The following is a 26491-nucleotide window of genomic DNA, read 5'->3' on the forward strand; positions in this document are numbered from 1 at the left end:
CGCTCCTACAAGGGCAAACTCCTTGACAGGCGGGGAAGCAACCCGGAGAGCCTGCCCCGTACTTGATACGGAAGCCCCAACCCAATGGCGGCAACAAGCCCTAACATGCGTATCATTGCCTGATGATTGGCCGCGCACTCATTGCTGTCCTGCGGATATACAAGCGTTTCATCAGCCCTTTGCTGGGTCCGCGCTGCCGTTTCGCCCCCTCTTGCTCGGAATACGCGATGGAAGCCATCGCCCGGTTCGGTCCGATGAAAGGTGGCTGGCTGGCCCTGCGCCGGATCGGCCGCTGTCATCCGCTTCACGCCGGCGGACACGACCCGGTACCCGAGAAATCCGCCTCCACTCCACCGACAGGGAACCTGTGATGCCCGCTTCCGGTACCGTGATAGTCAACGCCCGCCTGGTCAATGAAGGCCGCGAGTTCGAGGGCGACCTTCGTTTCGAGAATGGCCGCATCACCCGGATCGCTTCCGAGATCAGGCCGCGCGCCGACGACAAGGTGATCGAAGCCGGCGGTCGCTGGCTGTTGCCGGGCATGATCGACGACCAGGTGCATTTCCGTGAACCGGGCATGCCGCACAAGGGCGACATTGCCACGGAATCGGCCGCGGCCGTTGCGGGTGGGCTGACCACCTTCATGGATATGCCCAACACCAGTCCGCCAACCCTGAACGCGGAAGCACTGGCAGACAAATACCAGCGGGCCAAAGGCCGCGCGTGGGGCAACTACGGCTTCTACCTGGGTGCCAGCAACGACAATCTGGCCGATGTGCGCACTCTGGATCCCAAAACCGCACCCGGCATCAAGGTGTTCATGGGCGCCTCCACCGGCAACATGCTGGTCGACAATCCCGAAACGCTGGACGCGATCTTCCGCGAAGCGCCCACTCCGATCATCACTCACTGCGAAGACACGCCCATCATCGATGCCAACATGGCGGCGTTCCAGGCCCGCTACGGTGACGCCCTGAGCGCCGAGCAGCACCCCGACATCCGCAGCCGTGAAGCCTGTATCAAGTCAACACGGTTGGCACTGTCGCTGGCGCGCAAGCACGGCACCCGCCTGCATGTGCTGCATATCTCCACTGCCGACGAACTGGCGCTGTTCATTCCCGGGCCGCTGGTGCATTCCGACGGCGCCCGCAAGCGCATCACGGCCGAAACCTGCGTTCATTTCCTCCGCTTCGACCGCGGCGATTACGCGCGGTTGGGCAACTTGATCAAATGCAACCCGGCCATCAAGGACGCCAGTGACCGCGAGGCGCTGATCAAGGCACTGGCCGACGATGTGATCGATGTGCTGGCGACCGATCACGCGCCGCATACCTGGGAAGAAAAATCAAAGCCCTATGCACAGGCGCCGTCCGGGCTGCCGCTGGTGCAGTACGCATTGGTGGCTGCGCTGGAGCTGGTGCACGAGCAGAAGCTCACTGCGGCGCAGATCGTCAACAAGTTCGCGCACGCGCCGGCGCAGCTGTTCGACGTGAAGGAACGTGGCTTTCTACGCGAAGGCTACTGGGCCGATCTGGTACTGGTCGATGACGAAGCTTTCACGGTGCAGCGCGAGGACGTACTGTCCAAGTGCGGCTGGTCGCCTTTCGAGGGAACGACCTTCCGGTCGCGGATCGGGGCGACGTGGGTCAACGGCCGCATGGTATGGAATGGCAATCATCTGGTTGGCACGCCCGGCGGTCAAAGGCTGGAGTTCGACCGGTGAAGGCTGCGGCGCTGTCAGCGCTGCTTGTTTCGTGCTTCATCGTCGCCTCTGCAACGCCTGCCAAGGCGCAGCAGGTGTCTGCTCCCATTGCAGATGAGCGGGTCGTGTTTCCCTCTCAGGCGTCGCAAGGCGCCATGGTGCTGGGAAAGGTGCCTGCAGGCAGCGATGTGCGCTACGGCGGCCGTACGCTGCGCACGACTTCATATGGAACGGTTGCACTAGGCGTTGGCCGGGACGAGAAAGGACCGCTGCAGGTGAATGTCGCACTGCCTTCCGGTCGGCATGAAACCGTCTCCATCCAAGTTACTCCACGCGATTGGCCTACGGAGTACGTCAAGGGCGTGCCTCCCAAGACGGTAAACCCTCCGCCGGAGATCGCCGAACGGATCAGGCGCGAACAAGCATTGGTGACCGCCGCGCGCGTCCGCGACGACGCCCGCGCTGATTTCGCCCAGGCGTTCCAGTGGCCGGTTCAGGGACGCATCAGCGGCCGCTTCGGCAATGCGCGCGTCTACAACGGTCAACCCGGCGCGGGCCATTCCGGCATGGACATCGCCGCGCCTGCCGGCACCCCGGTCAAGGCGCCGGCAGCCGGCGTGGTGACGTTCGCTTCGCCGAATCTCTATTTAACCGGCGGGACGCTGCTGCTGGACCACGGCCATGGCATCAGCTCCAACTTCCTGCATTTGTCGCGTATCGACGTGAAGGTGGGTGATCGCGTTGAACAGGGCCAGGTGATCGGTGCGGTGGGTGCTACCGGGCGGGCTACTGGGCCGCATTTGCATTGGGGGATGAATTGGTTCGACGTGCGTATTGATCCGCTGCTGGTACTTGAACGCGGGCAATAGGTTCCAGATCGTTCACCTATGTCACGCTGCGGCGCGTTCTTCATCCTGCCCACCAGAGGGCGCTATCGCGGCGCGGTTCGATGTGCGCATCGACCCGCTATTGGTCCTCGAACGCGGACACTAAATCTTTCCTTGTGGGAGCGACGTGAGTCGCGACGTTGATGTCTCCGGTCGCGACTCACGTCGCTCCCACAAGGACGCTAACCAAGATAGAAGCAGCGGAGCAAGCTCCGCTCTACGCGCTTCTCAAGCATTGCTGCCGCTAACGCGGGCCACCGCGTCATGCGGATGCAGACTTTCATAGTGCGCGACCGTAGCGTCGTAGCGGGCGATGCGCGGGTCGCTGGCGAGCACCGAGGCGACACGGCGAGCGGCGTCTTCACAGAACATCAGGTTCTCGGCGTTGAGCCGCGCGAAGGCTTGCTCGTCCACTCGCTTGACCGCCGTTTGCACGGGTGTCGCCAGGACGGTTTCCAACGCATCGATCAGCGCCACCAGCGGCAATTCGTCGAACTGCGGCCTCAGCTCCACCCGCACCGACGCGCGGCTACGCTGCGCATGCGGCGTAGCGGCCAGGCCGCGTTCGGAGGCCAGCCAGTCGTGAATGACATTGATCGCCAGCGGATGCGCGGCTGCGAAGTCCTGCGCGAAACGCTCCGCGTTGGCTTGCCGTGATAACGCGGCCGACGCCGGACAGGTGCTGGAGTACTCGACCGAGAACGAAAGCGCCAGGTGCAGATGCCCTTCCGCCAACGTGGCTTCGATTTCCACCGGATAACGCTTCCAGCCGCTGAAGTCGCTTTCCAACGCACGCCGTTGCAGCAGCGCTTCATAGCGGACCTTCAGCCGCGCTTGTGAAGCCAATCCTTCTTGGGAATCCACACTGCCCTGCAGGAGGTGACGCAGACCGGCTGGTGTGATGGCTTCGCGCGCCAAGCCTTCCTGCAGCTGCAGGTACAGGCGCGACATGTGGATGCCCCGCGCATCGGGGTTGGTCAGATCGACAAACAAGTCAATGCTTGCGGCCACCTGCAGCTGACCGCCCGCACCATCGGAGATGCGCACGGGCAACGCGATACCTTCCATGCCAACCCAGTCCAGTGGACGCGCCAGCGGCACGCTTTGGTGAGCGACATCGGGCAGTTCGGCGCGTGGCGCCAGTGGTAGAGAGGAGGACATCGGGGTACGCAGGGAAGAAGACCCGGCCATTGTACTCTTGGCCCTGAATCCCTAGATGAAACAGTCCGTTACAGCAACTCCATACGGCTATCGCGGCGATAGCCAGCGCCGACCGGCACCTTCAACCGCCCCGCGCTGCGCGCCAAGCGTTGAACAAGAGCACGGCAGGAGAAGGCATGGGTGCAGCCTCGCCTAACTTGGCAAAACGGCGTAAACGGCCGCGCGCCATGGCTGACAGCAAGCGCCGCTCGCGCCCGCCCTGTCGTTCCGGCCAGTGCCGCAGCAGGATTTCGGCCCATTGGCGCGATTGCGCCCGCAGGTCGCCTGCTTCCGCCACCTTTTGCTCCCGCAACGGCAGCGCCGCGGTGCCAGCTTCGGCCAAACGGGTTGCGAGCATCTGCGCGGTAATGGCTTCCGCCAATAAGGCAGACGCCGGTGCGGTGAACAGCGCCGCTTCCGCCACCGCCACGGCCTCGCCGAAGCTCTGCAAGCCGGCGAATGCCGCGGTGGCATCGGCGGGACGATCACGGGCCGCGATCAGCTGCGGCAACGTTTCCGCCAAAGCCGCCCACGGTGCGGGCTGCGGTTCCAGCACCCGTCCCAGTGGATGCCGCGAACGCTGGCGCGACCAATCGCGCAGTTCTTCGCCCCACCACGCCAATTTGGCATCGGCCGGCAGCGGATCACCCGAGATGTTCATGATGTCCTCGAACTCCTGCAGCAGCGCGAACCATGCGACCGCGACGGGGCGGCGCGCCAGCGGCACGAATACTTCCGCCATCTGCCATTCCGGCCAGCGCGCGCGCCATTTGTCGAGGAAGCTGTCTAGGGCGGTGGAATCGGACATGTGGACATGCGAAATCGCGTACGTGTGGGAGCGACGTGAGTCGCGACAGGGAGAATTGGGAAACCGCAGGCCATGAATCGGTAGAGAAGGCGGATTGTTAGCCCTAACGTGGCGACGCGTTTAGTGTCATGCACGCTGATGCTATACGGTCGCGACTTACGTCGCTCCCACAGTGACGCTATAGCATGGCCAAGCCGCTGGCTCGATCAGGTCATGCGGTAATTCGTACAACGCGTCGGCGCCCCACTCCGCGGGATGCTCGCCGGCTTGGCGATAGCCCCACAGCGCGGCGATGGATGGCATGCCAGCCGCGCGTGCGGCGATGATGTCGCGCTCGTCATCGCCCACATACACGCAATCTTCGACCGCAATCCCGATGCGTTGTGCTGCTACTTGCAATGGCAGCGGATGAGGCTTTTTTTCGGCCAACGTATCGCCGCCTATCAATACCGTGCAGCGGGTTTCCCAGCCGAGTTGCGGCAAGATATCGCGCGCCAGGTACTCGGGCTTGTTGGTGACGATGCCCCAAAGCGAGCCGGCGTCTTCCAACGCCGACAGCATGGTGTCCACGCCATCGAATAGCCGGCTATGCCGGCCGAGCTCCTGCCGATAGATTTCCAGGAATTCGGGCACCAGCACTTCGCGCTGCGCCGGTTCCAAATGCGGGAACGCAATCGCCAGCATGGCGCGAGAGCCTTTCGAAACATGCGGCCGCAACTCAGCCAGCGACACAGCGGCCAAGCCGCGTTCGTCGCGCATCCGGTTGGCGGTCACCAGCATGTCCGGCGCGCTGTCCAACAGCGTGCCGTCCAGGTCGAACAACGCGGCGCGGGGAAATTTGCCCAGCATCCGCTTCTCCACTTCCTTATTCCCCATTACCTGTTCCCTGCTTGACCGCGCAGGCCAGGTAATTCACATCGGTACGGCCGATCAGGCGGGCGCCATTGCGCCAGGGCTCGTATGCCAGTCCGCTGACATCTTCCAACTGCAAATCCGCGCCGCGCAGCCATGCTGCCAGCTCGGCCGGCTTGATGAAATCCTGATAATGATGAGTGCCTTTGGGCAGCAGACGCGCAACGTACTCGGCGCCGACGATGGCCAGCGCGAACGCGGCGGGCGTGCGGTTGAGCGTGGACAAGAACAAGCGCCCCCCCGGCTTCAGCAGCGTGGCGCAAGCCGTGATGATCGCCGCCGGATCCGGCACGTGCTCCAGCATCTCCATGCAGGTGATGGCGTCGAAACTGGCAGGCCGTTCTTCCGCCAGCGCTTCCACCGACTGCAAGCGATAGTCCACCTGCACGCCCGATTCCAATCGGTGCAACTTGGCTACTTTGATAAGTTCCGGCGCCAGGTCAATGGCGGTTACCGCTGCTCCTTCCTGCGCCAGGGCTTCGCTGAGCAATCCGCCACCACAGCCAACATCCAGCACCTGCGCTCCCGCCAACACCGCGCGTCGCCGCACATAGTCCAGCCGAACGGGATTCAGCGCGTGCAGTGCCTTCTGCGGGCCTTGTTCGTCCCACCAGCGATTGGCGAGCGCACCGAATTTGTCGAGCTCGGCTTGGTCGAAATTGTCTGGGGCGCGTGAAGAGGAAGTATTCATGCCATTCATGCGAAATCGGAGGGGTCCAGCTTACGCTGGAAACGCTTTTTTAACAGCCGAATGGCTGGTCATGACGGGCTCACGCACTTAGTAAGAAGAGTGCTAGCCGCGAATCGTGCGGATACGCGCGCGCCATTGCCTGGCGTTGGCGACCAGCGCATCTACGTCGATATCGATCAGCTCACGCTGGATCATTCGCGGCCTGCCCGCGATCCACACATCGGTCACCTGCTGGCGTCCGGTGGCATAGACCAGTTGCGAGATCACGTGGTGCAGCGGCTGTGTTTCCAGTGCCGACAGATCCACGCAGGCCAGGTCGGCCTGCTTGCCGATTTCGATCGAGCCGATCCTGTCGCCGAAGCCCAGCGCCTTGGCGCCGCCGAGCGTCGCGGCGCGCAGCGCAGTGGGGGCGTCCAACGCGGTGGCATCGTTGGCCACGGCCTTGGCCAGCAGCGCCGCGGTACGGGTTTCGCTGAACATGTCCAGGTCGTTGTTGCTGGCGCAGCCATCGGTGCCGATGGCCAGATTGACGCCCGCGCGTTGCAAAGCACAGGCAGGGCAAAAACCGGAAGCCAGCTTCAGATTGGATTCGGGGCAATGCACGACCGACACACCGCGCTCGGCGCACAGATGGATCTCCGCCTCGATGACCTGGGTCATGTGCACGGCGATCAGACGGTCGTTGACCAGTCCCAATCTGTCCAGTCGTGCCAACGGGCGCTGACCGTACTGCTTCAGCGAATCCGCGATTTCCTGCACGGTTTCATGCGTATGCAGATGCACCGGCACATCCAGTTGGTCCGACAGCATGCGCACGCGTTCGAAGTTGGCGTCGCTCACCGTATACGGCGCATGCGGAGCGAACGCGGTGCCGATCAGGTCATCGCCGCGCCATTGATCGTGTACTTCACCGGCGCGATCGAAATACTCATCCGAGCTGCTCGCCCATGCGGTGGGAAAATCGATCACCGGCAAGCCGACCAACGCACGAAAGCCGTGGCGCTTGTAGACCGCCGCCTGTACATCCGGGAAGAAATAGTTTTCGCTGGCGCAGGTGGTGCCGCCGCGCAGCATTTCGGCAATGGCCAACGCCATGCCATCGGCGACGAACTCCGGACCGATCACCGCCGCTTCCACCGGCCAGATGTGCTGCTGCAGCCATTCCATCAATGGCAGATCATCGGCAACGCCGCGCAACAGCGTCATCGGGTTGTGCGTGTGGGCGTTGACCAAGCCAGGAATCAGCACCGCATCTGGGCGCGAGACGACGCGTGCCGCGTCGAAGTACTGGCGCGCTTCAGGTATCGGCAGCACGGCGACGATTTCGCCACCGCGCACTGCCACGGCATGGTCTTCGAGCACCACGCCGTGCGGCACCACCGGCACCACGAAACCGGCTTCGATCAACAGGTCGCAGGCTTCACGGATGCGTTCGGTCATGCGTGCCTCTGACATGTATGCGTCAAATTCCAAAACCCAGGGTGTACGTCAGGCCGAAAGCACCGGCGCCGAACAGCAACCAGCACAACAGCATCAGCGCCAGCGCGCGCCCATAGCTCAGCCGCGGCACGCTGGGGAACAGCTTGGGCAGCGTGAAGTTCCAGCACAGCATCACGACCAGGCCGGCGAGCAATACGCCCACCGCCCAGCCGATCAGATAGGTGACGTAGGGATTCATCGGACGAACGGCTTCATCACTTGACGCGGCTGACGTATTCGCCGGTACGGGTATCGACCTTGATGATTTCGTCCTGGCCCACGAATAGCGGCACGCGCACCACCGCGCCTGTTTCCAGCGTGGCCGGCTTGCCGCCGCCGCCTGAGGTGTCGCCACGGACGCCTGGGTCGGTTTCGGTAATTTTCAGCTCGACGAAGTTCGGTGGCTGGACCGCGATCGGGGTGCCATTCCACAGCGTCACCACGCAGGCTTCCTCGCCCTTCAGGTACTTTTCGGCACCGCTCATGCCGGCCTTGTCGGCCTGGACCTGCTCGAAGGATTCCGGCTGCATGAAATGCCAGTACTCGCCGTCCGAGTACAGGTACTGCATGTCGGTGTCCACCACGTCGGCTGCCTCGAGCGAGTCGGTGGCCTTCATGGTCAGTTCGACGACGCGGCCTGACTTGATGAAGCGGTACTTCACGCGGGTGAATGCCTGGCCCTTGCCCGGCTTGACGTATTCGGTGTCAGTGATGACCGCTGGTTCACTGTTGACCAGGATCTTCATCCCGTTCTTGACGTCGTTCATGCCGTAACTGGCCATGCATGTGCTCCTGGAGGTAAAGGCAAACCCGCCGCTGGATAGTGCCAGTGTCGGCCTGCCGGATAGAATGGGAAGCCCGCCGCGACCGGCGGGTGTTTCAGACCTGACATGATAACCGCTGCCCCCAGCCCTATACAGCCTGCCGCCCTGCAACCGCCGCGTTGGCAACACGCGTGGCGCGAGGCCGTGCGCGATCCGGGCGAATTGCTGTCGCTGCTGGGTCTGGACGGTTTGGCTGCCAAGGTCTCCGCCGAGGCGGCCGCCCAGTTCCCGCTGCGCGTGCCACGTGGCTTTATTGCCCGGATGCGCCACGGCGATCCGGACGATCCTTTGTTGCGCCAGGTATTGCCGCTGGACGATGAAATGCGCCGGGTACCCGGCTTCGGCCTGGATGCGGTAGGCGACAGTGCCGCGCGCGCGGGCACCGGCGTGATCCAGAAATACCAGGGCCGGTCATTGTTGGTGACGACCGGCAGCTGCGCCGTGCATTGTCGTTACTGCTTCCGCCGGCACTTCCCGTACGCGGAAGAAACCGCAGCCCGTGATGGCTGGCATGAAGCCATCGCGTTGATCCGTGCCGATTCCAGCATCGACGAAGTACTGCTGTCCGGGGGCGATCCTTTATCGCTGGCGACTTCCAAACTGGCCGAACTGACCGATGCTCTGGCTAGCGTCCCACACTTGAAGCGCCTTCGCGTCCACAGCCGTTTGCCGGTGGTGCTGCCTGAGCGCGTCGACGATGCCTTGGTGGACTGGCTGGCGGCCCTGCCCTGGCCGGTCGCCTTCGTAATCCACGCCAACCATGCCAACGAGTTCGACGCCTCGGTCGATGCCGCGCTGTCGCGGCTGCGCCAAGCCGGGGTGCAACTGCTCAACCAGGCCGTTCTGCTGCGCGGCGTCAACGACACTGTGAGCGCCCTGGCCGACCTGAGCGAGCGCAGCTTCGCTGCCGGCGTACTGCCTTATTACCTGCACCAGTTGGACCGAGTGGCCGGCGTGGCCCATTTCGAAGTCGATGACACCCGGGCATTGGCCCTGCACGCTGCACTGGCGGCACGGTTGTCCGGTTATCTGGTACCCCGGCTGGTGCGGGAAGTCCCTGGCGATACGGGCAAACGACCGCTTTGAGGGTGGGGAAGTCGCGTGCGGCGCACACTGGAAAGGGGAAAGTTGGGCGCTACGCGCCCTGCCAAGTCAGGCCACGGTCCTCTCAGGCCGCGCAGCGGCCGACTTCACCATTAACAGCGTGTCCCGCACGCGACTTCCCCGCTTTTTGGGACCGCCGCAATGGACGCTTTCCCGCCCATCGTGTATTAAACGCGCTCACCAGGCGGAAGCGTTGCATGCAGATCGGTAAAGACACCACCCTTCGATTGATGATCGTCGACGACAGCGGCGAAGACGCGGAAGCGGTCGTCAGCGCATTGCGTAATGGCGGTATCGCCGTGCGACCCTTGCGACCACTGGATGCCGACGAATTGAACCAGATGGTGGCGGCGCAGCCGATGGACCTGGTGCTCGCTTCACGCTCGGCCAAGGCCATTCCGTTGTCCACGGTGCTGGCGCAGGTCGATGCCAGCGGCAAGGACATCCCGGTCATTGTGTTGGCCGACGCCATCGTCGAAGCCGACCTGGTAGCCGACTTGGCCAGCGGCGCGCGCGCGGTGGCACTGCGCGGCCACAACGAACACCTGCTGAACGTTCTGCGCACCGAATGGACGGACCTGGACGCGCGCCGGGCGCTGCGCCGGCTGGAAGGCCAGCTGCGCGAAACCGAGCGCCGCTGCGATGCTCTGATCGCCTCCTCGCGCGATCCCATCGCCTATATCCACGAAGGCATGCACATCCGCGCCAACGAGGCGTATCTGGAAATGTTCGGCTTCGAATCCTTCGACGATGTCGAAGGACTATCGCTTCTGGATCTGGTCGGACCTCAGTACGTCAACGATTTCAAAGCGCTACTGAAGAAACTGGGCAAAGGCGAAGCGACGCCGCCACGTTTCGAACTGGAAGCGCGCAGCCTGGACGGCGAGTCCTTTCCGGCGACGCTGGAATTCGCCACCGCCAGCTACGAGGGCGAATCCTGCGTGCAGGTGGTGTTCCGCCGCCGCGAAGAATTCGACCCGGAACTGGCCCGCGAGGTGGAAGACCTGCGCCAGCGCGACATGGTTACCGGCCTGCTCAACCGCCCGACTTTTCTGCGTGAACTGGAAGACGCGGTCAGCCAGGTGGCTCGCGGTGAAAACCAGTTCGCCCTGCTGCTGGTCGAACCTGACCACTACCAACGCCTGCTGCAGGATATCGGCATCGATTCGGCCGATGATTTCGTCGCGGCGCTGGCGGCGCGGCTGAACGAGAAACTGGAAAAAGGCACCATTGCCGCCCGCTTCGGCGAGCGTACCCTCGCCGTATTGCTGCAAGGCAACCACGCGCATACGGCAGCACTGGCTGAAAAGCTCCGCGCTGCTTTCGCATCGCACGTAGTCAATGTCGGCGAACGCTCCGCTTCGGTCACCACCAGCATCGGCGGCGTGCAGATCGGCGAGAAAATCGCCAGCGTTGGCCAAGTGCTGACGCGCGCCACCGACAGCCTGCATGCAGCCACCCACCTGGGCGGCAACCGCTTCGAGATATTCGACCCTGGCGCGGTGGACCGCGCCGAAGAAGAACGCGTACAGAACTGGATCGACCGCTTGAAGAAAGCCTTGTCCGATGGCGGCTTTCTGCTGCATTACCAGCCGGTGGTCAGCCTGCAGGGCGAGGCTGGCGAGGTTTACGAGGCATTGCTGCGGCTGGAGTCCGGCGGCGAGCTGGTGACGCCGCAGTCGTTCATTGGCATTGCCGAGGAACATGGCTTGCTTGACGCGATCGACCGCTGGGTGGTCAAGCGCGCCATCGAAGTATTGGCCGAACGCAAGCGCGCCGGGCACACCACCCGACTGATCGTGAAAGTCAGTCCGGCTTCCTTCGCCGATGACCAACTGCTGCAACTCATTGCACAACAACTGGCCGCGCACGACGTCACCGGCGACTGCCTGTGGCTGCAAACGCCTGAAGCGAAGGTATTCACGCATTTGCGCCAGGCGCAGACGTTCCAGGCCGGCGCTTCCAGATTGGGCTGCCAAGTAGGCCTGGAGCATTTCGGCGCGGGCCTGGATTCATTCCAGCTGCTGTCGCACTTCCAGCCGACCTTCCTCAAGGTGGACCGGGTTTTCACCGAGGAACTGTCGAAAACGCCCGAACATCAGCAGAAGATCCGCGAGATCGCCGAGCGCGCGCAAGCGCTGGGCATATTGACGGTGGCCGAACACGTGCAGGACGCTGCCACCATGGCTTTCCTGTTCTCGGCCAGCGTCGATTATGTGCAAGGCAACTTCCTGGCTACTTCCGGGCCAGCAATGAACTACGACTTCAGCTGATGGCTCGATAGGATTTGCGGTCTCTCGGCGTTGTAGCGCGCGCTGTGCGCACGGCCTTTTCATCTCTCCGGATAGCACGCACAGCGCACGCTACATGCCAGAACAAGAAAAGCCCGCGAATGCGGGCTTTTCTTGTAAAGAGGCGAATCAGGCTGTCAGGCCATTGCCACCTGCGCGCCACGTAGCGCGGCGATGCGCTGCTCCAGCGGCGGATGGCTCAGGAACAACTTCCTCAAACCCTGGCCGATGCCTCCGGCGATACCAAAAGCTTCCACCTGCGCAGGCAATGTGCTCGGCTTCTGGTTGGTCGCCAGGCGCTCCAGCGCGGCGATCATCTTGTGGCGTCCCGCCAAGTGAGCGCCACCCGCGTCGGCACGGAACTCGCGATGGCGCGAGAACCACATCGCGATCATCGTGGCGAACAGCCCGAACACCACTTCCAGCACCATCACAATAAGAAAATACGCCAAGCCCGGGCCCCGATCGCCTTCGCGGTTACCGGACAGGTAGCTGTCGATGATGCCGCCGACCACACGCGCCAGCACGATCACGAAGGTATTCAGTACGCCCTGCACCAGCGCCATGGTCACCATGTCGCCGTTGGCCACGTGACTAACTTCGTGCGCCAACACCGCCTCGGCTTCATCGCGGCTCATCGAGCGCAACAACCCTGTCGAAACGGCAACCAACGCCTTGTTGCGATTGGCGCCGGTGGCGAAGGCGTTGATTTCCGGTGCGTCGTATACCGCCACTTCCGGCATGCCGATGCCGGCGGCCTGCGCCTGGCGCTGCACGGTGGTCACCAGCCAGCGTTCGGCCTCGTTGCGCGGTTGTTCGATCACTTGTGCGCCGGTGGCGCGCTTGGCCATGGTCTTGGAGAGCAGCAGCGAAATGAAGGAGCCACCGAAGCCGAAAATGGCCGCGATCACCAGCAAGCCACTCATCTGCCCGGGGTGCACGCCCAACACCGACATCACGATGCCCGCCAACACCAGCACCGCCAGGTTGGTGGCAAGGAAAAGGGCGATACGGTTGAACACAACAAACCTCCACAAAAGGATTGATATAGATTTCCTCGCTTTAACTGCGGTTGCACTGGGTAGAATTCAAGCGAATCGCTGAGCGACTATTCAGCTTCCAGAGCCGCCCCACGCCATGTCCGAACCAGCACCGTATCGCGGCCGATTCGCACCCTCGCCTACCGGCTCCTTGCATTTCGGTTCGCTGCTGGCCGCATTCGGCAGTTGGCTGTTGGCGCGCCGCGCTGGCGGCGAATGGTGGGTGCGAGTGGAAGATCTTGATCCGCCGCGGGAAGTTCCCGGCGCCGCGGAGTCACAACTGAAAACGTTGGCCGCATTCGGGCTGGAATCCGATGGACCGGTGCTATGGCAGAGTCAGCGCCATGCGGCTTATCAGCAGGCCCTGGACGAACTACTGACCAGCGGCGATGCATTCGTCTGCCATTGCAGCCGTAGTGATCTGGCGGCTACCGGGGGAATCCATCGCCAATGCGTCGCACGCCGCGAACGGTCCGATCCGGCTATCCGCCTGCGCGTACCGGATGGCACGGTGGTGGACTTCACCGATGGATTGCAAGGCAAGGTAAGCCAGGACGTGGCCGTGGTGGTGGGCGATTTCGTGCTCAAGCGCGCCGACGGCTATTGGGCGTATCAGCTGGCCGTGGTGGTGGACGATGCCGCCCAAGGCGTCACCGATGTGGTGCGCGGTGCCGACCTGCTGGACTCCACTGCCCGGCAGATTCTGCTGCAACGCGCGCTCGGCCTGCACACGCCACGTTATCTGCATTTGCCGCTGATCCTGGATGCACACGGTCAGAAGCTGTCCAAGTCGACAGCGGCATTGCCGGTGGACGCGAAAGATCCGCTGCCCGCCATCAGGCTGGCGTGGCAGGCGCTAGGACAAGACATCGAAGCGCTGACAACGCATCAGGCAATCAAGCCTGCGTTGGCAGCCGCCCTGACCAATTTCGATCCGCAGGCGCTTCCCAAAGTACCGTCGATCGGACTCGCTGCACTGCACAACAAATCTACCGCGAACGCTGACTAGAATCGGATCGTCGCCTCCCCCTCGGCGGATTCGGAGAATTCCCACATGACATCACGCGTTGCCCTGGTCACAGGCGGCACCGGAGGCATCGGTACCGCCATCTGCAAAAAGCTGGCCGATATGGGCCACAAGGTAGCTACCAACTATCGCAACGAAGAAAAAGCACAGGCCTGGAAGACGCAGATGCAGGCCGACGGCTACCCGATCACCCTGGTCAAGGGTGATGTGACCTCGCCCGAAGACGCCGAAACCATCGTCCGCACCATCGAGCAGCAGCTCGGTCCGGTCGACATCCTGATCAACAATGCCGGCATCACCCGCGACACCACTTTTCATCGCATGACGTCGCAGCAATGGGGCGAGGTGGTCAACACCAATCTCAACTCGGTGTTCAACATGACCCGTCCGGTCATCGAAGGCATGCGCGAGCGCAAATGGGGCCGGATCATCCAGATCAGCTCCATCAACGGCTTGAAAGGCCAGTACGGCCAGGCCAACTACGCCGCAGCCAAGGCCGGCATGCATGGCTTCACGATTTCGCTGGCGCGCGAAAACGCCAAGCTGGGCATCACCGTCAATACGGTTTCGCCGGGCTACGTGGCCACCGACATGGTGATGGCAGTGCCGGAGGAAGTCCGCGCCAAGATCGCCGCCGACATTCCCACTGGCCGCCTGGGCAAGCCCGAGGAAATCGCCTACGCGGTTGCCTTCCTGGTGGATGACCAGGCAGCCTGGATCACCGGCTCCAACCTGGATATCAACGGCGGCCACCACATGGGCTGGTAAACGGCAAACGAAGGCGTGGGTGCGTGGGATCATGGTGCCGCCCATGAAACCCGCACTCCGCGCGCTCGCTGCTCCCATTTCCGCCCAGATTCGTCGCTGGGTCCTGAGCGCATTCCCGCGCGGCCAGAGCGGCATAGACTACGACCACCCGCAGGGCGATCCTGGCCTGTTCGGTCCCGACAGCGTGACCTGGCGCATCCACTCCGACTTTCCCGGCATGTTGTCGGGTGGACTGTGCGCGCTGATGCTGCAGACCTTGCATCCGCTGGCGTTGGCAGGCGTCTGGGATCATTCGAACTTCCGCACGGATCTGGTCGGACGCCTGCGCCGAACCACCAACTTCGTCGCCGGCACCACCTACGCCTCACGCCCGGAAGCCGAAAAGCTGATCGCACGGGTCGCTGCCATCCATGCGCAGGTACGCGGTTTCGTCCAGGACGGCACGGCGTACAGCGCCGACGATCCGCGCCTGCTGACCTGGGTCCACATCACCGAAAGCTACGGTTTTCTCGAGGGCTTCCGCCGTTACGCGCCGATGCCGTTGCCTGACGGCGCCGCCGACGGCTATTACGCCGAGGTCCGCCGGGTCGCAGAAGCGCTAGGTGCGCGCGAAGTACCCGCGTCAGAAGCGGGGGTACGCGACTACTTCGCGCAGGTGCGCAGCGAGTTGCGTTACGACGAGCGCTCGCGTGAGGTACTGGCGGTGCTGGCGCGGATCCGCTTGCCGGTCCCGGCGGCCGGCCTTTCGCGCGAACTGTTCCTGGGTGCCGGAGCCGCCCTGCTGCCCGACTGGGCGGAACCGCTGCTACGGCGCGGACCGGCACAACGCCTGCGGGCGGCCGTATCGGCCCGCACACTGCGCGCCATTGCCCCGCTATTCCGCATCGCCCTGAACGACGGCGTGGCCCCTCGCGCCTGTCGCCGAGTAGGCAGGGACCCCGCATTGCTCGAGCATTGGCCGTAAAGGCGCCGCCCTATCTGGCCATTACCACCGACGATTTGGCAAAGGCATAAGATCGATCAAATTCGACGCTTCCAAAGCTGGCACAACGAACTCAACCGCCATCGCAGCCTCGCTCTTCCGTTTCCCGTCTCCCCATTTCCCCATTCCCGGCTCTCAAAATGCTGCGCAGCATTTTTAAGCCTGAACAGGCAACCTGGACCTTCGGCAGTTGCAAGGGCTGTTGCGCTGCGTCATGCTGCGCAACATACGTATTTTTGAGTGTTGCTCAATGGGCGCGATCCGCATCATCAAGAAATATCCCAACCGCCGTCTGTACGACACCGAGATTTCCAGCTACATCACCATCGAGGACGTGCGCCAGCTGATCGTCGATGGCGAAGACTTCGAAGTCCGCGATGCCAAGACGGGCGACGACCTGACCCGCACCGTTTTGCTGCAGATCATCAGCGAGCAGGAACAGGACGGCGAGCCGGTACTGTCCACCCAATTGCTTAGCCAGATCATCCGTTTCTACGGCGACTCGCTGCAGGGCTTCATGGGCAACTATCTGGAGCGCAGCATGCAGTTGTTCATGGAACAGCAGCAGCAGTTCCGCAGCCAGATGGGCAGCATGCTGGGGCAGACGCCATGGACCATGATGAACCAGCTGACCGAGCGCAATCTGGAGCTGTGGCAGGAATTCCAGCGCAATCTCAGCGGCGGGCTGGGTCGCCCTACCGTCGGCGTCAAACCAAAGGAAGCCCCACGCGAACGCGAGACGCCGAAAACCCGCGCCCGCTGATCCTCTTCCGTAGTCCCCGAAGCCCGCGCATTCGTGTGCGGGCTTTTTGATGCCAATGAATTTTTATGGAAACGAACGCATGACGCAGCGCGTGGCGGTGGTCACCGGCGGTACCGGCGGTTTAGGCAGTGAAATCTGCAAGGCGCTTGCGCGCGCCGGACGGCGCGTGATTGCTGCCGACCTGCCGGCGCGCGCTGCCGATTTCCAGGACGAACCGCATGAACTGGACATCCATTTCGAGCCGCTCGATGTGGGCGACTTCGATGCCTGCGGCACCTTCATCGAACGCATGCAACAGCAGCATGGCTCGCTCGACATCCTGATCAACAACGCCGGCATCACTCGCGATGCCACCCTGCGCAAGATGGACCGCGCGCAATGGGACGCGGTGCTGGACATCAACCTGAGTGGTGCTTTCAATCTGTGCCGGCACGCGATAGAAGGCATGCAGGGGCGCGGTTTCGGACGCATCGTCAACATCAGTTCGGTCAGCGGCCAAACCGGCAATTTCGGCCAGACCAACTACGCCGCCGCCAAGGCCGGACTGCATGGCTTGACCATGTCGCTGGCGCGCGAAGTCGCCGCCAAGGGCATCACCGTCAACAGTGTTTCGCCCGGCTATATCGACACGGGCATGGCCCAGGCCATGCCCGCGGAAGTGCGCGAACGCACCATCGCGTCAGTGCCGGTCGGGCGCATCGGTGCGCCATCGGATATCGCACGCACCGTGGCGTTCCTGAGCGACGATGCTGCCGGCTATATCACCGGCGCCAACATCCCGGTCAACGGCGGACTGTTCATGAGTTTCTGATGCACGGCTATGATGTGCGCCTTGTGTTCGGATAGTCATGAATCAATTAGGAGATATGGATGAAACTTACCCCACCCACTTTCGGTGTCTGGTTGATCGCTCTGCTTTTGGGTAGCGGCGGCATCGCCGCGCGCTTCGGCTATATCCCAACGCTGGCACCGCACGCGTTCTGGCTGGTAGTGGGTGGTTTCGTCCTGCTGGTCCTGGCGACGGTGTTCAATCGCCTCTGACAACTCGGCTTGTGTAGGAGCGGCGTCTCGCCGCGAGCTCTTCTCGCTTCATCGCGATCTGACGGAAAGAGCTCGCGGCGAGACGCCGCTCCTATAAGGTCTGTCTCACGGCTTGGCCGAGGCGCGTACGTAGTCCGCCAGTCCAGCCAACTGCGATCCTTGCACTTTGTCGACGACCGGGGCGAACTTGCTTAGATCATCCGGGCTGTAACCACCCACGCGGTAATGCAAGGTGATCCGTGTGCCTTCGTTTTCCGGCACGAAGCGCCATTCCAAAGCACCGCTCAGTCCCATGCCTTGTAGCGGCCCCAGGCCGCCGGTCATTCGCATCAGCTTGCCGGGATCCACGAAGCTCACCGTCATGTGCCATGCCTCGCGGGCGCCATTGACCTCGCAAAAGCAGCCGCCGGCTTTTTCCGAAATCGAAAGCTTGGACGGGTCGCCCCACCACGTGTGATCGGCTGGCCACCACTTACCGACATCATGGGCGAACGCTTTCCACGCGACTTCCGGCGCCGCCGGCACCCATTGCGAATTCTCCACAGTGAAACCGTCCGGCGCGGCGTCCTTGACTTCGGCGAGCGCGCAAGGCGTCGCGGCGACCGCTGCTGCGAATACAGTCATCACCAAAAAGGACTTGTTCACTGCGCCGCTTCTTTGCAGAACCGCTGCCGGTATTCCATCGCCTTGGGCATCAACGCCGTCAGGTTCTGGATACGTGTGCCCGGATTGGGGTGAGTGGAAGAAAACTCCGGCGGTGCCTGGCCGCCGCTGGCTTCGCTCATGCGTTCCCACAACGGCACGGCTTCTTGGGGATCGAAACACGCAGCGGCCGCCAGCATCAGGCCCACTTCATCGGCCTGGGTTTCGTGGCTGCGCGCGTACGGCAGCAGATAGCCGTAGCCCATTGCCGCCATCACCATCTGTTGCTGCTGCGGGTCCATGCCGCTCATGGCGCCCGCCATCTGCCCGATCTGGGTCAGTTTTTGCTGCGACATTCGCTGCGCACCATGGCGCAGCAATGCATGGGCAATTTCGTGGCCCATCACCACGGCCATGGCATCGGCATTCTTCGCCACCGGCACCAACCCGGTGTAGACCGCCATCTTGCCGCCCGGCAGGCAGAACGCATTGGCCTGGTCCGATTGGATGACATTGACGTCCCACTCGAATGTTTTCCAGTTGCCGCTGGGCTGCGTGCCGCGCTCCTGCGCGATCGCGGCTTCGACTTCGGGAACCTTGTCGATCAGGCGCTGGGCGATTTGTTTGATGTCGCGCGCGATCTGGGAGTTGGGATCGACAGGACGCTCCTGCGCCAGTATTTCCTGATAGGCCTGCAGGCCAAGCGCTTTTTCTTCCTCGACGCCTATCGAGCCGTCGATCAGCACCTTCTCGCCGGTGTAAGGATCGACCACCCGGTTGCTGAAGTAATAGCAGCCGCCATAGACCAGGAAGCCCAGCAGAACCAGCCAACGCACGTTGCCGAACAGTCCGCGCCGTTGCCGCCCGCCGCCCTGCTCGTGACGTCCCCGACCGAATGGATCGTTTCTCATCACATCCTCCTAGATGCCACGCACGACGCGGAAACCCACCCGCGCATTAGTCATATCCGAATCCGATGAAGAACGCCACGCCGCCCGGGTCTGCGCCGGAGAGCTGGCCCAGGAACCGCCCCGCACCACCCGCGACCGGCACCCGGGATTGAACCACGATGCGCCATCGGCCGGGGCACGCCGGAAACTGGCGTGCCAGCAATCGGCCACCCATTCGCTGACGTTGCCGCTCATGTCGTGCAGACCCCAGGCATTGGGCTGAAAGCGGTCCACTTGCGCCGGCCCCCAGTAGCCATCGCCGTAACCCGCGAAGGCGTTGTTCCAGCGCCGGCCGCTGGGCGATACGTCATTGCTGCCGGTCAGGTTGCCGATGTTGCGCGGCGGCGCACCATTGCCCCAGGGATATCGCCCCTGGGTGCCGGCGCGCAGCGCGTATTCGAACTCCGCCTCGCTGGGCAACCGATAGCTCTGGCCGGTCTGCGCGGCCAGCCAGTTGGCATAGGCATCCGCGTCATAGACGCTGACATGCAGCACCGGCAGATCATCACTGGCCTTGGCGCCGCTGTAGTCGGACTGCCAGTCCACGCCGCTGCGGCGGGCGAAGTTGCCACTGCGCTCGTCGTAGACGATGGAATGCCCGCGGCGGGTAGCGCGTGGTCGATAGCCGGTGGCTTCGACGAAACGGCGGAACTCGCCCACCGTCACCTCGTGCCGCGACATCGCGAAGCCGCGGTCGAAACGCACGTAGTGGGCCGGCATTTCGGCTTCGGAGGCATCTGCTTCTTCTTCGTCTGCACCCATGCGGAAACCACCATGCGGCACAACCACCATCTCGGGTCCGCGGCCGCCGTTCTGCAAGGCGTCGGTGAACGCTTGGCCGGGACGGAACAGCCCGTAGTAGGTGGCCAGATCGATGCGCTCGCGGAAGTCGGCCGCCATGCGGTTGCCGGGCTCGGCGATGCGCAGCACTTCGGTCAATTTTTCGCGGGCGGCTTTCAGGCCCAAAGGCGTGGCGAGATCGCGCAGGCCGGCATCACGCAACTCGGCGATGCGGGCGATGCGGATCGCGGCGATGCGTTGCTTGGCGTCGACAATGGTGGGGGCCTCCGTGGGTGCTTTTTCGCGCACGTTGGCCGCGTGCCGCAGCCACACTTCAGCCGTATCGAAATCGCTGGCCATGGCTGCTTCTTCGGCCCGGCGGATCATGGCGCTTTCCACCGCCGCCACGCCTTGCAGGGCGCGGGGCTGGCCCGGCTTCCACTTCAGTACTTCGCGGAATCCCGCCAGCGCGCCGCCGCCTTGCTCGCCCAGGCGGCCTTCACGCAGATCGCGTTCGCTGGCGGTGTTCAGGCGCGAAAGCTGCTCGACCTCGTCGACGCGGGACAGATAGGCCAGTACGGCTTCGTCATCGGGCTTCAATGTGCGCACGACCGCGGCGATTTCGTGGGCGCGGCGCAGCGATTCGGCTTTGTCGTCGGCGTGCTTCAGAGCCGCCGCGCCTTGCTGCAGCAGCGCATCCAGCGATTTCTCAAGGCCCGCCTTGGCACGATCATCGTCCGGGGCCACCTTCAGAATGGCCAGGTACAGCGGCACCGCATCTTCCGCGGTGGCGTACAAGCGATCTTCAGCCAGGGCCTTGTCGGCCCGGCGGCGTGCAGCGCCCTGCTCGTCAGGTGCAATCTCAACGGCCGGCGGCTGCCAATTCAGCACGTCAACGCCGCTCTCATCGCCGCTCACGGTCACGCTGGGCATACGGACTTCACCGCTCGCCGCGTCGCCTTCAGCCGTGGAAGGCGCCTTGGGCGAACAGCCGCACAACAACGCCGACAGCAGCAGAGCTAGTTGTAGAGCGGAGCTTGCTCCGCTGCCTTTTCGCATTTTGGCCGCGCCCTGTCGTAGAGCGGAGCTTGCTCCGTTGGCTTTTCCCAAATCCGCTCCATACGCGACCAGCGGAGCAAGCTCCGCTCTACATGCAGGTTCTAGGATCGCTCGCAATGGACCTCCTGCGTCTGAATGCCGGTCAGCGGTATCCCGGCCGGCGACGTTAGGCTATTGTCGCCTGCCTGAGCAGACAACGCATTCAGCGGAGATTTCGTGCCCCATTGGATTGACACCCCCGCCGCACTGCACGCGCACTTGCAGCAGCGTCCTTCCCGCATCGGTCTGGATACCGAGTTCGTTCGCGAACGCACCTACTGGCCGCAACTGGCGCTGGTGCAAATGGCGATCGGCGCGGAGATCCTGCTGATCAACCCCTTGGCACCCGGCATGACCGACGCATTGGCCCCGGTGCTGGCGGACACCTCGATCCTCAAGGTGATGCACAGCGCCAGCGAAGACCTGGTCGCGTTCAAGTACACCTGCGGCACGCTGCCGACTCCGCTATTCGACACCCAGATCGCCGCCGCACTGGCCGGCGTGGCCGGCGGCATCGGCTACCAAAAACTGGTGGAGCAAGTGACCGGGGTCGCACTCGAAAAAGGCGAGACGCGTTCGGACTGGATGCGCCGACCACTCAGCGAGTCGCAGCTGAAATACGCCGCCGATGACGTGCAATACCTGTTCGCGCTACAGGACGCGCTGGAAGCCAAGCTGAAAGGATCGGCACGCATGGCCTGGCTGCAGGAAGACTGCGCCCGTTTCGTCGACAACGCCGCACAGGACGAAGGCGAACGCTGGCCGCATCTGTCGATGCGCAGCGCCCAGTTCCTGGAACCGGACGCGCAGCACCGACTGATCCGCCTACTGCGCTGGCGCGACGCGCAAGCACGCAGCAGCGACAAGCCACGCAGCTGGATTCTGGACAATGAACTGGCCGTCGCACTGGCACGCACCCCGCCAGCAGACCGCGCCGCACTGCAACGCCAACTGGAAGCCTCGCCCAAATCGCCCCGCAAACTGGGCGACGCCATCTGGGACGCATTGAACACCCCGCTGCCGGACGAAGCCGAAGCCCCACTGGCACGCAACGCCAGCGACGCCGACAAGACAGCACTGAAGCGCCTGCAAGACGCCGTGTCCGCTCGGACCGCCGAACTCGGCCTACCCGACGGCGTACTAGCTTCCCGCCGCTACCTGGAAGCGTTGGTGGAATCAGGCCGCTGGCCCAACGCCCTCTCCGGCTGGCGCCGCGCTGAACTGGAGCCCGTCCTGGGCGCTTTGCTCAAACCCACCGACTTGGCATCGGCAACCCCAGAGCGCTAAACTTGCACCGCCCCGTGGGGGGGTAGCTCAGCTGGGAGAGCGCGTCGTTCGCAATGACGAGGTCGTGGGTTCGATCCCCATCCTCTCCACCAAAAATAAAAAAGCCAGGCGAAAGCCTGGCTTTTTTTGTTGATTGAGGATTGCCCGAAACGTGGCTCGATCAGATGCTGCTTACGGGCGTTAAAAGAGGGATCCCTCGGACTTTGACCCTGCTTGCTGCCTGGAAAGACCATGTCCAACACCGGGAGCGTACGTCCACCGACCGGGACGGCAGCACGCAACATGCACCAACTGCGATCAGCCTTCAGATCCGATCAATCGATCACAACCACCGGTCTGTCCCCGCGCAGCAACCACCGCGCCATGTCGGCATAGATCATCTTACGCTCCCCTTGAAGATGAGCGTTGCTTAGCAACCGGTCAAACGCCTTGAGCGGCGCACAGATACGTTGCGCACCCGGCCAAGCACGGGCCACATCGATCAAGGTCAGCCTTCGTCCTGCAAGCAGTGCCTCGACTGATCGCAACAGCGTCTGTGCCCGCAATCCGTGCATCCGACCCAATGAATCCTGCAGACACTTCTGCAATACTTCGCTGGCGCGCATGGTCGTCAGTCCTGTCTGGTTTCGTCACCTCCAAGACTGCGTCATGCGCGCACTGCGCTCCAGTGGGATCGACAACAAATGATTGATCCCACTATGAAAAACGTGGGGATACCTCAGACTCTGCCCCCTGTTTCAGACCCCTGTTTCATTTCGCCACCGCAAAGTGCCGCAAGCGGCGCGCTTGAAGCGATAGCCCGGCCGCGCTCAATGCGATCGCATGATATTTGCGCGTTCAAACCGGGTTATTCAGTCCTTCCTTAGATTCGCCCTTAAGTTCATGACAATCGGATGGAACGGACGGACTAAATGTCTTAATCGACATGAATCTGTAAACACCATCGTAATCTGCTGCAAATCCGTCCTCCGCTTTTGCTTCCGCAATAGCAATAACCTCGACGTAAACAGGTTGAAAAGTCCTGCCTCGCTCTTTCGATAGCCTCATCGATTCGGCGCGTAACGCTTGCAAGGTACGTTCGGAGCCAATCACCCAGAAAGATTGATTCGACCCACATGGATAAACAGATTCCACCTCGCCTCCCCAGTAGTAAATTCCCCGCAAGCTATGCCTACCACTTACGCTAGCGCTAGCACAACCAGAAACGCTTGTGATCAGGAAAACCACAAGCGCAACTCGCTCCCATATTAGATTCTGTATGTTGTCAACACGGTTACGGAGCATCATCTCTGCGGATTCCATTTTTGAGTCCTTCAAGTTGATTATAATGATTTAACGAGTAATCGAGGCAGGATCAATGTTGTCACCCTGCGAATCCGTAATACGCTCATGAACATGGTTTGTCATGTTTCCTGGATATTTAATTGATAGATCCTGCGACACCCCTAAACGCTGCCCAGTTCTAACTTCAGAGCCGACAATTCCGTTATCCGGTGTCACATACCAAAGTTTGATCGTGTGCCCTTCGTCGGTCTTCAACTGAAGACCGGTGTATCGTGCGTCGCCAGCGTAAGGATTAGAACGCCTTTCAATTAATCCGTTTGTCGGCGCGCCCACGGCCTGTCCTGCTGTAGCAACGTAGTCAGCTCCTTGATGTGTCCGACGGCCTCGACTTGCACCATCATGGCCGCAACCATACCCATCGCACCCACGAACTCCTTTACCTGTTGGACTAAGCCACACCCTTGGACCATCCGAAGTATCGACCCGATCGGATCCTCGCCCTTTCGAAGGATCCCAATCTCGTGTCCTTCTCCCACTGCCGCCCGATCCCCCGCCACCCGCCTGCCAGCTCGGAATTCCCCGTCGCTCAAGTTCCTCGATGCGTTGTCGGCATCCAGATTCATTTCCACTACATGCGAACCGTCCATCTGGGTCCTTGAACTTGTAAGGATTGTTATTGGCGTACCAATACCGGTTGAAGTTCGCTCCGATGCCGGAGCTCACCGCCACCGGATCAACGCTCAGGAACCGTCCGATGGTGGGGTCGTAATACCGCTGCTGCATATACGTCAGCCCAGTGGCCGCGTCCTGCACATGCCCGGTGAATCCGATGCCGCCATAGTTGGGCTGGCCGATGATCGCCCCATACGGTTCGTAATCAAGCCGCTCAATGACCTGCCCCGCTTGGTTGGTCACCGCCACCACACTGCCCAGCCCATCGGTGTGGATGTACTCCACCGTGGTCTGCGCCTGCGCCAGCAACCCGCAGCCACCCAGCACCAATCCCGCCAACCATTGGAGGGGGGCCACCTGCAAGGGAGGGTCGGTGGGGCCCGACGGAGATACCGGTGCCGACCAGCCCGAACACCCCACGCCATTGCACGCCCGCACCGCATACCACGCCAGGCAGGTCCGGGGACTGGTTTGCGAGAACCCCGTATTGGGGCCGCTGTAGATCGTAGTGCCAGAGCCCCGCAACTCGTAGCTGCTCGCTCCCGTTGAAGCGCCCCATCCCACGCCACAGGCGGAGGAGGTCTGCTCCAAGTACAAGCCCGCAGGTATCGCCGGCGTCACCAAGGTAATGGCCTTGATGGCCGAGTAGTTGCCGCAGCCGGCGGCATTGCAGGCTCGTACACGGTATTCATAGGTCCCCGGGGCCTTGCCGGACACTACCTTGCTGGTGGCCGCGGCATTGTGGATTTGTGCCCAGGCGCCGCCATTGACGCGTTCTTCCAACTGGTAGGAGGTTGCCGCGCTTACTGCTGTCCAGCTCACCACATACGCGCCGGTGTTGCTGCCAGTCGGTACGCTCAAGGTCGGTGCACCCGCAGGCGCGGGTATCACTTGCGTAGCAACCGCTGCGCCGTAAGCCGCATAGCCAGCCATGTTGCAGGCCCGGGCTCGGTACTCGTAGGCCCAGGCCCGGCCTGATCCTCCATCACGATCGCGGCAGCCAGTACACCGGCTCGCGCTATCGAGCAAAAGCGGAGACAGCGAAAATCCGGCTCAGCATGAGCCGACCGAGCATGCCCTACGACAACGCCATCGCTGAAAGCTTCTTCGCCGCACTGAAGCTCGAACTCATGGAAGGACCGATTTACTCCACCCGGGAACATGCCACGCAAGCGATCTTCGAATACCTGGAGATCTTCCACAACCGCATCCGCATGCACTCTTCACTCGGCTACCGATCACCTGCGCAAATCGAACGGGATTACCAAACAACTAAATCTGTATCCTGACTGCCCGTCTGTGAACCCCGGGGCGCTACACTCTGACCCCTGTTTTGTGCTGACCCCTGTTTTGTGGATCAAACGACGTGGACTATTGCCGTCGTCTGATCACCCTCAAGTAGTTCGAACCGAACACCTGATTGAAACCTGTTCTCTGGCGCCTGAGGCGACAAAAATCGTGCGTCCGCCTTACACGGTTGACTGCGTGGATCCCCTCGAATCTGCAGCACAATACTCCATGCTTGAGAGGGCCACGAATCCTCATCCTCGGGAAAGCGCGCGACGGTGATATATTGCCTAGAGGTTGGCAGTTTTTTCCGCTTTTCATCGGACCAATAAACTAGCACTGGATGAATGCGATTCATGGCAGTTCCCGAATTGCAGCTTGCTCAAGCTGGTTCAACTCACCATATCGAGCTGGCCCGATGCCGTCTAGCCGTTCTAAGCGCATGAGTTGATCCAAAACAGGGGTCAGAGTACCGTTCTTCTGGATGGACGACCCGGACGACCAAGGCCTACGCGCCGTTGGAGTTGTTTCTCTATCTGTTCTTGGAATCTATTCGACCCCAAAGCGCGTTGACGCTGCACATACAGGCGAATGGCCGCCAAGTCATCCTCCGACAAAGCTTGCGCCACCAGCTCTCTGTAGCGATTGCGTCGCAGCACCACATCCTCGGCCAGCCGGAGATAGACGTCATGCGGCGTTACCAAGGTATCGGGCGCAGCCGTGGTGTTCGCCGCAAAGCTGGACCAGCGATAGCTCTCCGGCTCAACGACCATGCCAGCTCGCACGGGGTTAAGCTCGATGTATCGATAGCACGCCATGACGTAGTGTTCAGTGTCCACCAGGCTCGATTTGTAACGCCCTTCCCAAAGCGTGCCGGTTCGTAAGCTTCCCCGTCAAGTAGACACTTCAAAAGTAGAACTTCCGGCGACTCGTTGACGGTACTCGCTGGGCGTTAGATCGCCCAATGAGTCG

The 26491-nt window shown here is 62.3% G+C and carries 26 protein-coding genes, 1 tRNA gene and 1 pseudogene; 14 read left to right on the top strand and 14 right to left on the bottom strand.

Going from position 1 to position 26491, the window contains the following annotated elements; genetic code table 11:
* Positions 1-122: 122 nt before the first annotated feature.
* The 3 genes from yidD to AB6O04_RS15730 are packed head-to-tail and all read left to right on the top strand — an operon-like array spanning position 123 to position 2571.
* Positions 123-371 (top strand): membrane protein insertion efficiency factor YidD, encoded by a 249-nt coding sequence (gene yidD / locus AB6O04_RS15720; protein WP_368565076.1) that lies wholly within the window; start codon positions 123-125, stop codon positions 369-371.
* Positions 371-1723: a dihydroorotase gene (locus AB6O04_RS15725; RefSeq protein WP_368565077.1), complete on the top strand. Its 1353-nt coding sequence runs from the start codon at positions 371-373 to the stop codon at positions 1721-1723. The genes yidD and AB6O04_RS15725 overlap by 1 nt, the downstream gene beginning before the upstream one ends.
* The gene (locus AB6O04_RS15730) at positions 1663-2571 is read left to right on the top strand and encodes a M23 family metallopeptidase (RefSeq protein ID WP_368565079.1); all 909 of its coding nucleotides are present in this window, start codon (positions 1663-1665) and stop codon (positions 2569-2571) included. Before AB6O04_RS15725 ends, AB6O04_RS15730 begins: the two co-directional genes overlap by 61 nt.
* Before the next feature lie 246 nt (positions 2572-2817).
* On the opposite strand, the gene folE2 is transcribed toward AB6O04_RS15730, so the two are convergent.
* From folE2 to efp, 7 genes are all read right to left on the bottom strand, one after another.
* Positions 2818-3750: a GTP cyclohydrolase FolE2 gene (folE2, locus tag AB6O04_RS15735; RefSeq protein ID WP_368565081.1), complete on the bottom strand. Its 933-nt coding sequence runs from the start codon at positions 3748-3750 to the stop codon at positions 2818-2820.
* Between the two features lie 121 nt (positions 3751-3871).
* Entirely contained in the window at positions 3872-4597 is a 726-nt protein-coding gene (locus AB6O04_RS15740) for a phytoene/squalene synthase family protein (protein WP_368565082.1), read from the bottom strand.
* Positions 4598-4753: 156 nt separating this feature from the next.
* Positions 4754-5473: a phosphoglycolate phosphatase gene (locus tag AB6O04_RS15745; RefSeq protein WP_368565083.1), complete on the bottom strand. Its 720-nt coding sequence runs from the start codon at positions 5471-5473 to the stop codon at positions 4754-4756.
* Positions 5463-6200, bottom strand: a complete 738-nt coding sequence (ubiG, locus tag AB6O04_RS15750; protein ID WP_368565084.1) for a bifunctional 2-polyprenyl-6-hydroxyphenol methylase/3-demethylubiquinol 3-O-methyltransferase UbiG — start codon at positions 6198-6200, stop codon at positions 5463-5465. Before ubiG ends, AB6O04_RS15745 begins: the two co-directional genes overlap by 11 nt.
* A 102-nt stretch (positions 6201-6302) precedes the next feature.
* Complete coding sequence (locus AB6O04_RS15755) at positions 6303-7640, bottom strand: TRZ/ATZ family hydrolase (RefSeq protein WP_368565085.1); 1338 nt, start codon at positions 7638-7640, stop codon at positions 6303-6305.
* Positions 7641-7662: 22 nt separating this feature from the next.
* Positions 7663-7878 carry a hypothetical protein gene (locus tag AB6O04_RS15760; protein ID WP_368565086.1) on the bottom strand — a complete coding sequence of 72 codons (216 nt, stop codon included), beginning with the start codon at positions 7876-7878 and terminating at the stop codon, positions 7663-7665.
* A gap of 16 nt (positions 7879-7894) precedes the next feature.
* Complete coding sequence (efp, locus tag AB6O04_RS15765; protein ID WP_368565088.1) at positions 7895-8461, bottom strand: elongation factor P; 567 nt, start codon at positions 8459-8461, stop codon at positions 7895-7897.
* A gap of 108 nt (positions 8462-8569) precedes the next feature.
* Here efp and epmB point away from each other — a divergent pair, with 108 nt between their 5' ends.
* Positions 8570-9589: an EF-P beta-lysylation protein EpmB gene (gene epmB / locus AB6O04_RS15770; RefSeq protein ID WP_368565090.1), complete on the top strand. Its 1020-nt coding sequence runs from the start codon at positions 8570-8572 to the stop codon at positions 9587-9589.
* Positions 9590-9804: 215 nt separating this feature from the next.
* The gene (locus AB6O04_RS15775) at positions 9805-11880 is read left to right on the top strand and encodes an EAL domain-containing protein (protein ID WP_368565091.1); all 2076 of its coding nucleotides are present in this window, start codon (positions 9805-9807) and stop codon (positions 11878-11880) included.
* Between the two features lie 155 nt (positions 11881-12035).
* Here the strand turns inward: AB6O04_RS15775 and htpX are convergent, their stop codons facing one another.
* Positions 12036-12920 (bottom strand): protease HtpX, encoded by an 885-nt coding sequence (gene htpX, locus AB6O04_RS15780; RefSeq protein WP_368565092.1) that lies wholly within the window; start codon positions 12918-12920, stop codon positions 12036-12038.
* A 115-nt stretch (positions 12921-13035) separates the two neighbouring features.
* Here htpX and gluQRS point away from each other — a divergent pair, with 115 nt between their 5' ends.
* The 6 genes from gluQRS (at position 13036) to AB6O04_RS15810 (ending at position 17519) form a co-directional block, all read left to right on the top strand.
* The gene (gluQRS, locus tag AB6O04_RS15785; protein WP_368565093.1) at positions 13036-13947 is read left to right on the top strand and encodes a tRNA glutamyl-Q(34) synthetase GluQRS; all 912 of its coding nucleotides are present in this window, start codon (positions 13036-13038) and stop codon (positions 13945-13947) included.
* A 45-nt stretch (positions 13948-13992) separates the two neighbouring features.
* Positions 13993-14733 (top strand): acetoacetyl-CoA reductase, encoded by a 741-nt coding sequence (phbB, locus tag AB6O04_RS15790; RefSeq protein ID WP_368565094.1) that lies wholly within the window; start codon positions 13993-13995, stop codon positions 14731-14733.
* 43 nt (positions 14734-14776) lie between these two features.
* Positions 14777-15697, top strand: coding sequence for an oxygenase MpaB family protein (locus tag AB6O04_RS15795; RefSeq protein ID WP_368565096.1), 921 nt, complete (start codon positions 14777-14779; stop codon positions 15695-15697).
* Between the two features lie 268 nt (positions 15698-15965).
* Positions 15966-16478 carry a polyhydroxyalkanoate synthesis repressor PhaR gene (gene phaR / locus AB6O04_RS15800; RefSeq protein ID WP_337341347.1) on the top strand — a complete coding sequence of 171 codons (513 nt, stop codon included), beginning with the start codon at positions 15966-15968 and terminating at the stop codon, positions 16476-16478.
* Positions 16479-16557: 79 nt separating this feature from the next.
* Positions 16558-17289 carry an acetoacetyl-CoA reductase gene (gene phbB / locus AB6O04_RS15805; RefSeq protein WP_368565097.1) on the top strand — a complete coding sequence of 244 codons (732 nt, stop codon included), beginning with the start codon at positions 16558-16560 and terminating at the stop codon, positions 17287-17289.
* Positions 17290-17348: 59 nt separating this feature from the next.
* Positions 17349-17519: a hypothetical protein gene (locus AB6O04_RS15810; protein WP_337341345.1), complete on the top strand. Its 171-nt coding sequence runs from the start codon at positions 17349-17351 to the stop codon at positions 17517-17519.
* A gap of 105 nt (positions 17520-17624) precedes the next feature.
* Here the strand turns inward: AB6O04_RS15810 and AB6O04_RS15815 are convergent, their stop codons facing one another.
* From AB6O04_RS15815 to AB6O04_RS15825, 3 genes are read right to left on the bottom strand one after another with little or no spacing between them, the layout of a single operon-like run.
* Positions 17625-18164: an SRPBCC family protein gene (locus AB6O04_RS15815; protein WP_368565098.1), complete on the bottom strand. Its 540-nt coding sequence runs from the start codon at positions 18162-18164 to the stop codon at positions 17625-17627.
* Positions 18161-19072 carry a M48 family metallopeptidase gene (locus AB6O04_RS15820; RefSeq protein ID WP_368565099.1) on the bottom strand — a complete coding sequence of 304 codons (912 nt, stop codon included), beginning with the start codon at positions 19070-19072 and terminating at the stop codon, positions 18161-18163. Before AB6O04_RS15820 ends, AB6O04_RS15815 begins: the two co-directional genes overlap by 4 nt.
* A 9-nt stretch (positions 19073-19081) precedes the next feature.
* Positions 19082-20950 (bottom strand): formylglycine-generating enzyme family protein, encoded by a 1869-nt coding sequence (locus AB6O04_RS15825; RefSeq protein WP_368565100.1) that lies wholly within the window; start codon positions 20948-20950, stop codon positions 19082-19084.
* A 216-nt stretch (positions 20951-21166) separates the two neighbouring features.
* Here AB6O04_RS15825 and rnd point away from each other — a divergent pair, with 216 nt between their 5' ends.
* Both rnd and AB6O04_RS15835 read left to right on the top strand, forming a co-directional pair.
* Entirely contained in the window at positions 21167-22276 is a 1110-nt protein-coding gene (gene rnd, locus AB6O04_RS15830) for a ribonuclease D (protein ID WP_368565102.1), read from the top strand.
* A gap of 16 nt (positions 22277-22292) precedes the next feature.
* Positions 22293-22368, top strand: a tRNA-Ala gene (locus AB6O04_RS15835).
* A gap of 114 nt (positions 22369-22482) precedes the next feature.
* Here the strand turns inward: AB6O04_RS15835 and AB6O04_RS15840 are convergent.
* Positions 22483-22881 (bottom strand): annotated as a pseudogene (locus tag AB6O04_RS15840) (IS4 family transposase); the annotation flags it as partial.
* A gap of 727 nt (positions 22882-23608) precedes the next feature.
* Positions 23609-25093, bottom strand: a complete 1485-nt coding sequence (locus tag AB6O04_RS15845) for an RHS repeat-associated core domain-containing protein (RefSeq protein WP_368565103.1) — start codon at positions 25091-25093, stop codon at positions 23609-23611.
* Between the two features lie 185 nt (positions 25094-25278).
* On the opposite strand from AB6O04_RS15845, the gene AB6O04_RS15850 reads away from it, so the two are divergent.
* On the top strand, positions 25279-25521 hold the full coding sequence (locus tag AB6O04_RS15850; RefSeq protein WP_368565105.1) for an IS3 family transposase: 243 nt from the start codon (positions 25279-25281) through the stop codon (positions 25519-25521).
* A 462-nt stretch (positions 25522-25983) separates the two neighbouring features.
* On the opposite strand, the gene AB6O04_RS15855 is transcribed toward AB6O04_RS15850, so the two are convergent.
* Complete coding sequence (locus AB6O04_RS15855; protein WP_368565104.1) at positions 25984-26358, bottom strand: hypothetical protein; 375 nt, start codon at positions 26356-26358, stop codon at positions 25984-25986.
* Positions 26359-26491 lie beyond the last annotated feature (133 nt).

It is taken from the genome of Pseudoxanthomonas sp. UTMC 1351, from assembly GCF_040948865.1.
Lineage (GTDB): Bacteria > Pseudomonadota > Gammaproteobacteria > Xanthomonadales > Xanthomonadaceae > Pseudoxanthomonas_A.

What these genes read in the sequence shown, in the direction of transcription:
- AB6O04_RS15820 (WP_368565099.1), bottom strand. Translation starts at nt 19,072, where the DNA reads ATGAGAAACGATCCATTCGGTCGGGGACGTCACGAGCAGGGCGGCGGG.
- AB6O04_RS15725 (WP_368565077.1), top strand. Translation starts at nt 371, where the DNA reads ATGCCCGCTTCCGGTACCGTGATAGTCAACGCCCGCCTGGTCAATGAA.
- epmB (WP_368565090.1), top strand. Translation starts at nt 8,570, where the DNA reads ATGATAACCGCTGCCCCCAGCCCTATACAGCCTGCCGCCCTGCAACCG.
- AB6O04_RS15810 (WP_337341345.1), top strand. Translation starts at nt 17,349, where the DNA reads ATGAAACTTACCCCACCCACTTTCGGTGTCTGGTTGATCGCTCTGCTT.
- AB6O04_RS15740 (WP_368565082.1), bottom strand. Translation starts at nt 4,597, where the DNA reads ATGTCCGATTCCACCGCCCTAGACAGCTTCCTCGACAAATGGCGCGCG.
- ubiG (WP_368565084.1), bottom strand. Translation starts at nt 6,200, where the DNA reads ATGAATACTTCCTCTTCACGCGCCCCAGACAATTTCGACCAAGCCGAG.
- phbB (WP_368565094.1), top strand. Translation starts at nt 13,993, where the DNA reads ATGACATCACGCGTTGCCCTGGTCACAGGCGGCACCGGAGGCATCGGT.
- AB6O04_RS15825 (WP_368565100.1), bottom strand. Translation starts at nt 20,950, where the DNA reads ATGCGAAAAGGCAGCGGAGCAAGCTCCGCTCTACAACTAGCTCTGCTG.
- AB6O04_RS15745 (WP_368565083.1), bottom strand. Translation starts at nt 5,473, where the DNA reads ATGGGGAATAAGGAAGTGGAGAAGCGGATGCTGGGCAAATTTCCCCGC.
- gluQRS (WP_368565093.1), top strand. Translation starts at nt 13,036, where the DNA reads ATGTCCGAACCAGCACCGTATCGCGGCCGATTCGCACCCTCGCCTACC.
- phaR (WP_337341347.1), top strand. Translation starts at nt 15,966, where the DNA reads ATGGGCGCGATCCGCATCATCAAGAAATATCCCAACCGCCGTCTGTAC.
- AB6O04_RS15730 (WP_368565079.1), top strand. Translation starts at nt 1,663, where the DNA reads ATGGAATGGCAATCATCTGGTTGGCACGCCCGGCGGTCAAAGGCTGGA.
- efp (WP_368565088.1), bottom strand. Translation starts at nt 8,461, where the DNA reads ATGGCCAGTTACGGCATGAACGACGTCAAGAACGGGATGAAGATCCTG.
- folE2 (WP_368565081.1), bottom strand. Translation starts at nt 3,750, where the DNA reads ATGTCCTCCTCTCTACCACTGGCGCCACGCGCCGAACTGCCCGATGTC.
- AB6O04_RS15760 (WP_368565086.1), bottom strand. Translation starts at nt 7,878, where the DNA reads ATGAATCCCTACGTCACCTATCTGATCGGCTGGGCGGTGGGCGTATTG.
- phbB (WP_368565097.1), top strand. Translation starts at nt 16,558, where the DNA reads ATGACGCAGCGCGTGGCGGTGGTCACCGGCGGTACCGGCGGTTTAGGC.
- yidD (WP_368565076.1), top strand. Translation starts at nt 123, where the DNA reads ATGATTGGCCGCGCACTCATTGCTGTCCTGCGGATATACAAGCGTTTC.
- AB6O04_RS15755 (WP_368565085.1), bottom strand. Translation starts at nt 7,640, where the DNA reads ATGACCGAACGCATCCGTGAAGCCTGCGACCTGTTGATCGAAGCCGGT.
- AB6O04_RS15795 (WP_368565096.1), top strand. Translation starts at nt 14,777, where the DNA reads ATGAAACCCGCACTCCGCGCGCTCGCTGCTCCCATTTCCGCCCAGATT.
- AB6O04_RS15775 (WP_368565091.1), top strand. Translation starts at nt 9,805, where the DNA reads ATGCAGATCGGTAAAGACACCACCCTTCGATTGATGATCGTCGACGAC.